We start from the raw sequence: 12,879 nt of genomic DNA, 5'->3' as shown, positions 1-12,879 counted from the left end.
CCGATGCCCTTCCGCTGGATGGACAAGCGTTGATATCTTTATAAAACAACAGCTTGCGAGGGCTTGGAAAAATCCCTTGGACAGAATCTTGATGCCGCACGGCAACTTGTCCATGCTCGGGGGCAGTACTAGGAGCCCAAAGAGGGTGGGCAAGTTGTCCTGTTCGCTCGGTGTTGGAGCTGCGGGCGATGGAAGCGAAAACTAGGGTTTGCGCTAGTCCCGCTTGTCGCCACAAACTCATTGCACTCGCTTACATATAGAGGGCACGACTTCGCGATGCCCGCACTTGACGGGCACACGGTTGAGGGAGCCTCTAAAAGTGATTCATCGCATCAATCGCCTTCGGCAATTCGGCATCTTTGCCGACTACAACGGTTCAGACATTCAGCAATTTGGCAAGTTCAACCTTATCTATGGTTGGAACGGCACAGGCAAATCAACCCTGTCGCATGTTTTCTCTTGCCTTGAGAGCCGCTCCCTGATTCCCCGCTTCTCAGGGGCGCAATTCAACATCACGCTTGAAGGCGGCTCTTCAGTCACTGAAGCCAACTTGGCGGCTTCTCAGTTGAATATTCACGTCTTCAACCAGAGCTTCATCCGTGACAATATTGATTGGGACAAGTCGGTCAAGAGCATCCTCCTTATTGCGAAGGAGAAGATTGACGACTTACAAGCCTTGGAGAAGATGAAGCTTGACCTTGGCGGGAAGCGAGCTGCTCACAGCACCAAGCTAAACGACATAAAGACCAAGACTGATGCCCAGGAGAAATTCCTGACCGGTGCCGCAAAGAAGATGAAGATTGGTCTTCAGGCGATTGACACCAGCGATAGCTACTACCTCAACTATGACCGCCGCAAGCTGTCAAAGTTTATTGAGGGGAATGGAGAAGCGGTCGCAAACAAAGATTCAGTGCTTAGCGAAGAGAAGGTCATTGAGTTGACCAATGCAGCCAAGCCCGACCATCTGCCCACCGTCACTTTTCTTGCGACGGTCATTCCCGAAGACTACTTTAAGAAGGCGGCTGGTCGTATTCGTGACCTGATTGCCACGACCGCCGTTAATCAGGCGATTGAGCGACTCACCGACAATCCTGATATCCGTGATTGGGTGCAAAAGGGCTTGGAGGTTCATGAGCATCATCGTTCGCAAAAGTGCGAATTCTGCGGCGAGCCGTTCACAACTGCTCGTGCTGAAGCCTTGGCGGCTCATTTCAGCAAAGAATTTACTGCCTTCCAAACGAGATTGAATGATGCCGCGACTTGGATGCAATCCCAAGGGGCACCCGCCAATGAACTGCCCGTAGCGACAAGCTTCTATAAGGAGTTTGCAGCCGATGCAACCAGGCTGGAAGGCGAGTACAAAGCCGTCGCCGCCAAAATCAACCAGCAGATTGAAGGATGGCGAGAAGCCCTCCAAGCCAAAATCACCGATCCGGCAAAAACCGACATTCAGATTACTGATGTGGTTGAGGGTGATGTGACGGCTTTCAATGCCGTGTTGTCCTCCGTTGTGGCTCTCGTGCAGAAGCACAATAACAAAACCGACAACTTCAGTGCGGAGACCTCAAAAGCCAAGAAGGCACTTGAGCTTCATTTCGCAGCGGCAGAGATTCAAGAGTTTGACTATGCGGGCAATGAAAAGCAGTGCAAGGATTTGCAGACTTCCGCCGACACTGACAAGAAGGCGATTGACGAGCTGCAAGTGAAGGTCAACGACCTTGAAGCTCTGTTATCCAATGAAACGGTCGGAGCCAAGGAGTTCAATGATGTCCTGCATCGCTTCATTGGTCGTTCGGAACTGTGCCTGAGCTTCAATCAGGAGAAGAAGGGCTACGAGATCATTCGCAATGGGGTAGGCGAGCATGACGGAAATCTGAGCGAAGGCGAGAAGACAGCGATTGCCTTTGTCTACTTCATCACCAAGCTTAGGGAGAACGGAAACAACATCGCAGACACGATTGTTGTCGTGGACGACCCTGTTTCAAGCTTTGACTCTAATCACCTTTTTCATGCCTATTCGTTCCTCAAAACTCAGTGCATTGATTCCAAGCAACTGTTCGTTCTCACCCACAACTTCACCTATTTCAAGTTGGTGAGGGACTGGTTCACGACGACGAACAAAAATAGGGCAAAGAAGAATAAAACACCTGTCGCATTCTTCTACAGGCTGGATGCCCAGCCAGGCTCTCCCCGTCATTCTTTGCTGGTTGATGCAGACGAGTCGCTTAAGAATTATGGCTCCGAGTATCACTACATCTTCAAGAAGCTCTATGCCTACAAGGCTAAAACGACCTTGGACCGCGATGAGGCATTCTTGACCGCGAACCTCGCTAGAAAGCTGCTGAAGTCATTCTTTACCTTCAAGTTTCCCAAGGGGAGAAACGATGTAAGTGCTCTCATGGATGCTGGACTAGCGGGCTGCAGCGTGACCACTGCGGAACTCAAAGAAAAGATTTACCGGTTCATCAACAAATACTCTCACAGCGATGTGATTGAAATCACCGAGGAGTCTGCCGAGAACCTTGCGGGTGAGAGTCATAGTGTTGTGAACAACATCTTTCAATGGATTGAAGAGGTAGACAAAAAGCACTTTGACGAGATGGTGGAGGTAGCTGAAGCCGCCTGAAAAATAGGCCGGAATAAACAAAGCTACCTCAAGGGGGCCATTTGCTGGGCAACGGGGATCAATAGTCAATCATGCTCTTTTGGGTTGAATGGGCGTTGATTTCTAAAAGCTTAATGTCTTGGGGGCGGGCGGCAGGGCTTCCAGCTTGAGCGACGAGTCTAGAAAGTCGTCGACCTCGTGAAGCTTTCTAAGAAATCTGAACTTTGCCATCCTTTCTAGGCGCCGTTCTGTTCCTTCCATTCTTTGCTCTTCTACTAGACCCTCAAGAATAATTCTTCGCCTCCGTTCTCTACAAGGCGAGGTCGCGAGCGGGGGCATTGAAGAGGGGCTTGCGGGGCATGGCCTTGGACAAGTCTTGGCTTGGACAGCCGCCGCTTGCACAGGTTGTTGGACAGATTCTCAAGTTTGTCCAAAAAGGAAATCTAGCAAAATCAATTACTTAGCTCGCAGACAAGCCCATGACTCAGGAAACGGAAAACCGCCCTAAGCCGTTGAATCGTAATGACTTTCCGGTGTTTGTAACTCTACAAACCCGCTGGATGGACAACGACGTCTACGGCCATCTGAACAACGTCGTCTACTACAGCCTGTTCGACACCGCGGTGAACCGCTACCTGATCGAGCAGGGCGCGCTGGACCTGCATCACGGCGAGGTCATCGGCCTGGTCATCGAGACCCATTGCAACTTCTTCGCCTCGCTGGCCTTTCCGCAATGGGTGGAGGCCGGCCTGCGGGTGACGAAGCGCGGCCGCTCCAGCGTCCGCTACGAGATCGGCCTGTTCGCCGAGGGCGAGCCGCTGTGCGCCGCGCGGGGGCACTTCGTCCACGTCTATGTCGACCGCGAGACGCGCCGCCCGGTGGCCGCGCTGCCCGAGACCTACCAGCAAGCGCTGCGAGCGCTGGAGATGCCATGACCCTCCCTGATCCGCTGCCGAATCCGTTCACCCCGCCCACGCCGGAGCAGTCCGCGGCGGTCGACGCCGCCATCGTCACCCGCCATTCGATGCGGGCCTTCCTGCCCACGCCGGTGCCGCGCGCGCTGATCGAGGACCTGCTCGCCGTCGCCGCGCGGGCGCCCTCGGGCACCAACACCCAGCCATGGCAGGTCCATGTGCTCACCGGCGCGGCCAAGGACCGGCTGGTGGCGCGCATCCAGGCGGTCTACGACGATCCGGAGGAGCTGGCCACCCACAGCGAGGAGTACGCCTACTACCCGCGCGAGTGGGTCTCCCCCTACATCGATCGCCGCCGCAAGGTCGGCTGGGACCTGTACGGGCTGCTGGGCATCACCAAGGGCGACAAGCTGCGGATGCATGAACAGCACGGCCGCAACTACCGCTTCTTCGACGCGCCGGTGGGCCTGATGTTCACCATCGACCGGGTGATGCAGCAGGGCAGCTGGCTGGACTACGGCATGTTCCTGCAGAACCTGATGGTGGCGGCGCGCGGCCGCGGCCTGCACACCTGCCCGCAGGCCGCCTTCACCCAGTTCCACCGCGTGATCGCCGAGGAGCTGCAACTGGCGCCCCACCAGCAGCTGGTCTGCGGGATGTCGCTGGGGTATGCGGATCCGGCGGCAATCGAGAACACGCTGGTCACCGAGCGCGACCCGGTGGCCACCTTCACCCGATTCCTGGAGTGAGCGGCCGAGCGGACGCATCGCGCGGCCACCGGCACGGCGCGTCGACCTGACGCGCCGCGATGCAGGGACACGTGGGCGCTGGCGTGGGCGATCCGCGTGCAGCGCCCCGGGGCGGGCGCCCTACAGTTGGCGCTTCCCTGCACGGAGATGCGTCCATGAGCAAGCCCAGCGTCCTGGTGGCCCGCAAGACCTTCGACGACATCGTCGACCGGCTGCGTCCGCATTTCGAGGTCGAGGCCAACGACAGCGACACGGGCTGGTCCCAGGACGAGCTGATCCGCCGCCTGCAGGGCAAGGCCGGCGCATACATCGCCGGCGGCGACCGGATCGACGCGAAGCTGCTCGACGCCTGCCCCGAACTGAAAGCCGTCTGCACGATGGCCGTCGGCTACAACAACATCGATGTGGCGGCCTGCACCGCGCGTGGCGTCGTCGTGACCAACGCGCCCGACGTGCTGACCGAGACGACCGCCGACTTCGGCTTCGCGCTGATGATGGCGACCGCGCGCCGCATCACCGAGAGCGAACACTTCCTGCGCCGCGGCGAGTGGAAGCAGTGGTCGGTGACCATGTTCGCCGGCGCCGATGTGCATGGCGCGACGCTGGGCGTGCTGGGCATGGGGCGCATCGGCGCGGCGATCGCGCGGCGCGGCCACCTGGGCTTCGGCATGCCGGTGCTGTATCACAACCGCTCGCGCCTGCCGGCCGATCAGGAAGCGCCGCTGGGCGCGCAATGGGTGGAGAAGGACGAGCTGCTGCGCCGCGCCGACCACCTGATCATCGTCGTGCCCTACAGCGCGTCGTCGCACCACCTGATCGGACAGCGCGAGTTGCGGCTGATGAAGAAGACGGCGACGCTGACCAACATCGCGCGCGGCGGCGTCGTCGACGACGCCGCATTGGCGGCCGAACTCAAGGTCGGCACGATCGCCGCGGCAGGCCTGGACGTGTTCGAAGGCGAACCGACCGTGCATCCGGACCTGCTGGCCTGCGAGAACGTCGTGCTCACCCCCCATATCGCCAGCGCCACCATCGCCACTCGCCGGGCGATGAGCAACCTGGCGGTCGACAACCTGATCGCCGCGTTGACCGGTGGGGCGCCGACGACGGCATTGAATCCGGAAGTGCTGCGGAAGTGAGACCGCCCACCGGCGACGCCCGGCGCTGAGAGAATGACTCGATGACTTTCGCTGACCTGCTGCATCTCGCCCTTTCCGGGGTGATCGTGATCCTCCTCATCGCTGTCTGGCTCACGCTGCGACGGCAGTCCGGCGGAGATCCGGCGGCGGCGATGGCCCCGCTGCTGCAGCAGTCCGGCGAGCGCATCGAGCGCCTGGAACGCGCGCTGCGTGACGAGCTGGGTCGGGTGAACACCGGCCTGCGGGAGGAGGTCGGCCGCGGCAACGCCGGCCTGCGCCAGGAGACGCTGACGACGCTGACCCAGTTCCAGCAGGCGCTGCTGACCCAGGGCGGCGACACGGCGCGCTCGCAGAACGAGCAGATCGACGCCTTCCGCGTGCAGCTCGCGCAGCTGCAGCAGTCGCTGGCGCAGCAGGCCGCGACCGCGCGCGAGGCGCAGGATGCCGCCGCCGCGCGCATGACCACGGTGCTGACCGAGCAACTCCAGGCGCTGGCCCAGCGCAACGAGGCCGGCCTGGCGGAGACCCGCCGCACCGTCGAGGCCCGGTTGCAGTCGATCCAGCAGGACAACGAGAAGAAGCTCGAGCAGATGCGGGCGACCGTCGACGAGAAGCTGCACGCCACGCTGGAGCAGCGACTGGGCGAGAGCTTCAAGCAGGTCGCGGAGCGGCTCGAGCAGGTCTATCGCGGCCTGGGCGAGATGCAGACACTGGCGCGCGATGTCGGCTCGCTGAACCGGGTGCTGACCAACGTCAAGACACGCGGCATCTTCGGCGAGGTGCAGCTCGCGGCGCTGCTGGAGCAGGTGTTCACGCCGGAGCAGTACGCGGCCAACGTAGAGACGGTGCCGGGCAGCGGTGGGCGTGTCGAGTTCGCGCTGAAGCTGCCCGGCCAGCGCGACGACGGCAAGCCGATCTGGCTGCCGATCGACGCCAAGTTCCCGCGCGAGGACTACGAGCGCCTGCTCGAGGCGCAGGAGCGCGCCGACGCGCCGGCGGCGGAACTGGCCGGTCGGGCGATCGAGACGCGGTTGCGGCTGGAGGCCAAGACCATCCGCGAGAAGTACCTCGGCCCGCCGCACACCACCGACTTCGCCCTGCTGTTCCTGCCCACCGAGGGCCTGTATGCCGAGGCCCTGCGTCGCCCCGGCCTGAGCGAGGCACTGCAGCGCGAGCACAAGGTCATGCTGGTCGGCCCGACGACGCTGCTGGCGACCCTGTCCAGCCTGCAGATGGGCTTCCGCACGCTGGCGCTGGAGAAGCGCTCGGCCGAGGTGTGGGAGGTGCTGTCGGCGGTGAAGACCGAGTTCGGCAAGTTCGGCGATGTGCTGGCCAAGACGAAGAAGAAGCTCGAGGAAGCGAGCAACACCATCGATGCCGCCGAAGTCCGCACCCGGGCGATGACGCGCCGGCTCAAGACCGTCGAGGCGCTGCCCGAGGATCAGATGTCCCGCGTGCTGCAGCTCGGCGCCGCGGACGCGCAGGACGAGGAAGGCACCGCCGGATGAGCGAGGGGCCCGGGACGGCGTCAGCGCCCGACGCGGGCTACACCGGCCTGAGCGTCGGCTTCGTGGCGGTGATCGCATCGCTGGTGGCGGTGCATGCCTGCATGGCCACCACACGGGTCGCTGCGACGCTGTGGGTCCTGCACCAGGGTTACGGCGGCGGATTCGTCGGCGTGCTGCTGAGCCTGTTCGCGGTGGCGCCGCTGGGCCTGTCGATGTGGGCCGGCCGGCTGGCCGATCGACATGGCTTTCACCGACCGGTGGGCATCGGCGTGACGATGGCCTTCGCCGGCGCGGTGCTCGCATTGGCCGCCCAATGGCTGGGCTGGTTGTGGCTGCTCGCGCTCGGTTGCCTGCTGTGCGGGGGCGCGGTGGCCGTGTCCGCGGTCGCGATCCAGCGCGAGGCCGGCCTGATGGCCCGCGATCCCTCGCAGCTCAAGCGCGTGTTCAGCTGGGTGGCGCTCGGGCCGGCGCTGTCCAACGCGCTGGCGCCGGTGATCACCGGCATCGTCATCGACCTGGCCGGCTTCAGCGCCGCGCTGGTGCTGTCGACGCTGCTGCCGCTGGCCGCCTGGGCGGTCGCGCTGCGCGTGCCACGGCAGGCGCCGGTGCCCCTGGCCGCAGGGGCCAAGCCGCGACCCGCCTGGGACCTGCTGAAGGACCGCGGCCTGCGCAACCTGCTGATCGTGAACGTCGCGATGTCCTCCTGCTGGGACGCCCACAGCTTCGTCGTCCCGGTCGTCGGCCATGCGAAGGGCCTGTCGGCCTCGAGCATCGGCCTGGTGCTGGGCAGCTTCGCCGCCGCGGCGACGCTGGTGCGGCTGGCCATCGTGCGCTGGGCCCATCACATCGACGAGGTCAAGGCGCTGCGCGCGGCGATGGCCGTCGCGACCCTGACCTTGATCGTCTATGCCTGGCTGCCGGGCACGCTCGGGCTGATGGCGGGCTCGGCGGTGCTGGGGCTGGCGCTCGGCGCGGTGCAGCCGATGGTGCTGGCCACGATGCACCAGGTCACGCCGCCGGACCGTCATGGTCAGGCGCTGGGGCTGCGGATGCTGGCTTCGAACGGGGCCACGGTGGCGATGCCGCTGGGCTTCGGCGCGCTGGCCGCGATCAGCGTCGCGGCGGCGCCGCTGTGGCTGATGGCGTCGGTGCTGGTCGGGGCGCAGTTCGCGGCCCGGCAGATGGGGACCTCGTCGCGCTGATCGCCGCGCTGCCGACCGTCAGCGGCGCAGGCTCGATGCCGTGCCGGCTCACTCCCCGGGGGCCATGGCGACGTGGCGGCGCGCCTCCTTGTGCTTCATCGCCACGTACTCTTCCAGCGACTGCTCATGCAGCTGACGTGCATAGCGCTCGGTCGCCGCGAACCAGTCGCGCAGCCGCCGATCCAGCCGTTGATCGGCGGGCGTGGCCAGCGTGTCGAGGTAGGACTCGATCGCGAGGAAGTAGCGCATCGTGTTGCGTTCCGCGATGCCCTGGATCCCGCCGACATAGCGCGGCCGACCGTCATCGTCACGGCCGATCACGGTGAAGCCGACCTTGTCCCGGCCCGAGGTCGCCAGGTAGGCGTTGGTCGCGACCCGCGCGGCGAAGTTGTTCATGTAGGCATAGCGCAGCCGCACGAAGCTGCGCCGTGCGTCCAGCGGCACCGCCTCCAGCGTCAGCCGGTAGTGGCTGGTGCCCATCGGCCCCTTGTTCGCGCTCATCTCGACGAGCAGGTACTGCGGCTGCGCCGCCAGCACCTGGAAGCGGAAGTCGAGCGCGTAAGCATCCTCGATCGGCTGGTCGAACTTGCGGCCGATCGCCATGTGCAGCGTCGCGCCCGGCGCGGCGTCGTCCTCGACCGCGCAGCGCTTGACGTTGGCCGGCAGGGTCAGCACATCGCACCAGGCCTCGGCGTCTCGCAGCGCGCCGGCCAGCGTCGCGAAGCCGTGCTGGACGACGGCATGCATCTCGCCGGTGGGTCGTTCGGTGTCGTTCACCGAGCTCAGGACGATCGGCCGCTGGAAGGGGCTGCGCGCCAGCTGCGGCGCGAGCTGCTCGTACTGCGCGCGCAGGCCCGCGCCCTGCTGCGCGGAGACTTCGGTGGCAAGTAGCAGCAGCGCCAGCAGCACCGCCGCATGGGAGAGCCAGAACAGCGCGCCGTGATGGCTGGGGCCGTGGCGACCGTGTCGCGGACGTCCGGCATGGAAGAGGGACGGAAGGGGACGCATGGCGAACTCCATCGCTCGACTGAAGGGTCGTGAGTCCACCTTAAGGGCGGGGCGGGGGGCGGTCTGTCGGACAAGGCCGCGTCGCGTCGTCGGGCCGGTCCGGGCCCGCCCCGCGCGCGGGGGAGGGCCGTGCTGAGCGGCGAGATCCCGAGCCACTTCGCGGCCCGCCCCGCGCGCGCGGGGTTGGGGCCTCCAGGTGCGCGACAGCGTCCTGGACCCGCCTGCCCGCCCCGCGCACGCGGTGTTGGGAAGCCGGGGGTCCTTCGCCTAGGATGCGGCGCGGCGATGATGGGGCCGGCACCACGAAGCCGCCCACGGGCACGCCATGAAGCGAGGGACGATGACACGCGAGACGAGAGGGGGATCGAACGGACCGCGAGGCACGCCGGCCCGGCAGCGCGGGGCGCTGCGATGGCCCTCGGGCTGGGACTGGGCCCACCTGGTGCTGGCGCTGGCGGTGACGGCCACCGTCGCGCTGATGTGGTTCGCACGCCCGCAGGCGGGACCGCTGGCGCGGCTCGATGGCCTCGCGCAGGACGCGCAAGCCCGATGGCGCGGCCGACTCGCGCCCGGCACCACCTATCCGATCACCCTGGTGCAGTTCGACGACGCCAGCGCCGCGCGCTTCGGCAGCATGACGCCGGGGCGGCCGCTGCTTGCCGAGGCGATCACGCGACTGCAAGCCGCGCAGCCGCGCCTCATCGCGATCGACCAGCTGATGATCGACCCGCGACCGGAGGGCGACGCGGCGCTCGCGGGCGCCATGCGCGGTGGCGCGCCGGTGCTGCTGCCGTTCGGCCTGCCGCCCAGCGATGGCGCCTTGGCCGGCGCCGTGCAGGGCTCGACCTTGACGCCGATTGCGACCGCGACCGCGACTTCAGCCGCGACCGCGACCTCGACCTCGACCTCGACCTCGACCCCGAAATCGACGTCGTCCCCGGACTCGACGTCGTCTCCCACCGCCTCCGTGACGTCCCTCTCCACCGCGTCGCCGGCTGCCGCGCCCGTGCCCGTGCCCGGTCCGGCCGCGGGCGTGCCGCCGGCGCTGCGCGCGCAGGCCTTCCTCAACGTGGAGGGCGAGCCCCGCAGCGCGCTGCGTCCGGAGCGCGCGGTCGCGCCGCCGGAACCCCTGCTGTCGGCGGCGAAGTCGCTGGGGCATGTGCAGGAGACCCGCGAGGCCGACGGTGCGGTGCGCCATGCGCTGCCGGCGTTGCCACTGGAAGGCGCGGTCTATCCCTCGCTGGCGCTGCGCATCGCCGGCGACGCGATGCGCCAGCCCTGGTCCGAGGCCACGCTGCGCTGGAGCCGCGACCTGCGCTGGGGCTCGCTGCGCGTGCCGCTGGACCTGTTGTCACGCCAGGGCGTGAACGACTATGGCCCGGCCGGTACCTTCCCCTCGGTGACGCTGGCCGACCTCGTCGACGGCAAGGTGCCGGACGAGGCGCTGCGCAATCGCATCGTGATCCTGGGCGTGTCGGCGCGCGCGGCCGACGGCCCGGTCGCCAACGCCTTCGACGCCAGGGTGCCCGGCGCCGAGCGCCTCGCGACCGTCGTCGACAACATCCTGACCGGCCGGACCCTGACGCGGCCCGCCTGGGCCTCGATCGCGGAACTGACCGCGCTGCTGACGCTGCCCCTGCTGTGCGCGGCGCTGCTGGCGCGTGGCGCCTTGTGGCGCGGGATGCTCGTCGTCGCCCTGCTGGTCGGCGGCGGGCTGGCGGCAGCGCAGTGGGCATTCGAGGAACACCTGCTGGTGCTTTCGCTCGGTCATCCGCTGCTGGCGGTCGCCGCGGCGAGCGCGGGGGCGCTGGCCCTGCGTGCACTCGCGGCCTGGGTCCGACGCCGCGCGGCGTTCCGCCGCCTGGTGGTCAGCGAGGAGCGCCATGTGCTGGCCGCGCAAGGCGCCAACGATGGCCTCTGGGACTGGGACATCGCGGAGGACCGCCTGGAGGTCTCGGCCCGCTGGCGGGCGCTGATGGGCGATGCGGAGATCGATGCCGGCGAGGGCGAGGGCGAGGGCAAGGGCAAGGGCAAGGGCAAGGGCAAGGGCAAGGGCGCGAGGGCCGATGCAGGTGACCGGTCAGGCGTTCGATCAGGCGATCGGCCGGACGAGGGGGCGGATGGCATCGCCCGGTTCACGCGTCCCTTGGATCCGGCGGCGGCCGGTCTGTTCCGCGCCGAGCTCGACGCGCACCTGCAGGGCCGCAGCCTCCAGTTCCACCATGTGCTGCGCTTCGAGCAGGGCGGCCAGCGGCGCGCGTTGCTGGCGCGTGGCGTGGCGGTGCGACGCGACGGCAAGCCGGTGCGCATGGCGGGCGCGCTCACCGACCTCAGCGAGCAGGAGCGGCTGCACGAGCAGACCGCGCACGACGCGCTGCACGACCGGTTGACTGGCTTGCCGAACCGCGCGCTGTTCATGGAGCTGATCGCCCAGCGCCTGGCGCATCCGACGCCCGGCGTGCCGATCGGCCTGGTGCTGCTGGGCCTGGACGATTTCCGCACCTTCAACGAGCGGCACGGGTCGGTCGCCGGCGACGCGGTGCTGGTCGAGTGCGCACGGCGCCTGGCCGGCGGCACGGGTCGGGCGACGCGCTCGGGCCGCGTGGTCGCGCGACTCGGTGCGGACCGGTTCGGCGTGCTCTTCGAGGCCCGCATCGAGGCCGGCGCGCTGGTCGACCGCGTGCCTGAATGGGCGCTGGCACGCATCGAGGAGCCGTTCCTGCCCGACACGATCGAGGAGGGCCGGGGCGCGCACCGCCTCACCGCCTGCGCGGGCTGGGCGTTCACCGGGCAGGGCAACTTCAGCCCGGACGACCTGCTCGCCGCGGCTGAAAGCGCGTTGGCTCGCGCCAAGGCGGCCGGCACGGGCCAGGCGCGCCTGTTCGATCCGTCGCAGCCCCGGGCCGAGGCGTCGAGGCGCGCCCTGCGCGAGGACCTGGCGCGGGGCCTGCAGGCGGGCGAGTTCCAGTTGGACTATCAGCCCATCGTCAGGCTGTCGGATCGCGCGCTGCTCGGCTTCGAGGCGCTGATCCGATGGCGTCATCCGACGCGCGGCCGGATCCTGCCCGACGACTTCATCCCTGCGGCGGAGGAGAGCGGCCACCTCATGGACATCGGCCGCTGGACGCTGATCGAGGCGGCGCTGCAACTGCGTCGCTGGCGCGAGATCGGCTTCAAGGGCGAAGTCGCGGTCAATCTGTCGGGCGTGCAGCTCGCGCGGGGCGACGAACTCCTCGCCGATGCACGTGAGGCGCTCAAGGCGCTTGGCGACGGACCACCGGCGCAACTTCGCCTGGAGGTCCCCGAGCGCGTCGCGATGGCGTGGCCGCAGCGCCATGGCGAGGTGCTGCAGGCGCTGGCGCGCCTGGGCTTGCGGCTATCGATCGACGACGTCGGGACCGGGCAGTCCTCGCTGGCCCATCTGCACCGCTTCCCCGCCGACACGCTGAAGATCGACCGAAGCTTCGTTCTGCGGCTGGGCGAGGGCGGCGAGGCGCGCGAGGTGGTGCGCACCATCGTCGGCCTGGCCGGCGCACTGGGCCGCCAGACGCTGGCCGAAGGCGTCGAGGACGAGGCCCAGGCCGCCCTGCTGGCATCGCTCGGCGTGCAGATGGCGCAGGGCTGGCTGTTCGCGCAGGCGCTGCCGGCGGAGGGGGCGAAGCGCCTCATCCAGACCGTGCCTTGGAAAAAGCCGACGACCCGGCCGGCATAGATCGCGAGCGCACCGCGACAACGGCCCCTCGCGGAAGCCGTT

8 protein-coding genes are annotated in these 12,879 nt (G+C 66.7%); 7 read left to right on the top strand and 1 reads right to left on the bottom strand.

The genetic code is table 11. The features are described from left to right. Positions 1-319 precede the first annotated feature (319 nt). The 6 genes from CS062_RS10890 to CS062_RS10865 all read left to right on the top strand — a co-directional run bounded on the left by CS062_RS10890 (position 320) and on the right by CS062_RS10865 (position 8,117). Positions 320-2,626, top strand: coding sequence for an ATP-binding protein (locus tag CS062_RS10890; RefSeq protein ID WP_099861667.1), 2,307 nt, complete (start codon positions 320-322; stop codon positions 2,624-2,626). 458 nt (positions 2,627-3,084) lie between these two features. Further along, the gene (locus CS062_RS10885) at positions 3,085-3,540 is read left to right on the top strand and encodes an acyl-CoA thioesterase (RefSeq protein ID WP_099861666.1); all 456 of its coding nucleotides are present in this window, start codon (positions 3,085-3,087) and stop codon (positions 3,538-3,540) included. Next, complete coding sequence (locus tag CS062_RS10880) at positions 3,537-4,268, top strand: nitroreductase (RefSeq protein ID WP_099861665.1); 732 nt, start codon at positions 3,537-3,539, stop codon at positions 4,266-4,268. The genes CS062_RS10885 and CS062_RS10880 overlap by 4 nt, the downstream gene beginning before the upstream one ends. A gap of 155 nt (positions 4,269-4,423) precedes the next feature. Then, on the top strand, positions 4,424-5,407 hold the full coding sequence (locus CS062_RS10875) for a 2-hydroxyacid dehydrogenase (protein WP_099861664.1): 984 nt from the start codon (positions 4,424-4,426) through the stop codon (positions 5,405-5,407). A gap of 41 nt (positions 5,408-5,448) precedes the next feature. Then, positions 5,449-6,915, top strand: a complete 1,467-nt coding sequence (locus CS062_RS10870) for a DNA recombination protein RmuC (protein ID WP_099861663.1) — start codon at positions 5,449-5,451, stop codon at positions 6,913-6,915. Further along, positions 6,912-8,117 (top strand): MFS transporter, encoded by a 1,206-nt coding sequence (locus CS062_RS10865; RefSeq protein ID WP_099861662.1) that lies wholly within the window; start codon positions 6,912-6,914, stop codon positions 8,115-8,117. Before CS062_RS10870 ends, CS062_RS10865 begins: the two co-directional genes overlap by 4 nt. 48 nt (positions 8,118-8,165) lie before the next feature. On the opposite strand, the gene CS062_RS10860 is transcribed toward CS062_RS10865, so the two are convergent. Next, positions 8,166-9,125, bottom strand: coding sequence for a hypothetical protein (locus CS062_RS10860; protein ID WP_143742310.1), 960 nt, complete (start codon positions 9,123-9,125; stop codon positions 8,166-8,168). A gap of 340 nt (positions 9,126-9,465) precedes the next feature. Here CS062_RS10860 and CS062_RS10855 point away from each other — a divergent pair, with 340 nt between their 5' ends. Next, positions 9,466-12,837, top strand: a complete 3,372-nt coding sequence (locus CS062_RS10855; protein WP_158238746.1) for an EAL domain-containing protein — start codon at positions 9,466-9,468, stop codon at positions 12,835-12,837. The last annotated feature ends 42 nt before the right edge of the window (positions 12,838-12,879 follow it).

This window comes from Roseateles chitinivorans, assembly GCF_002761755.1.
Classification (GTDB): Bacteria; Pseudomonadota; Gammaproteobacteria; order Burkholderiales; family Burkholderiaceae_C; genus Roseateles; species Roseateles chitinivorans.
This window is presented reverse-complemented; position numbering and strand designations above follow the sequence as displayed.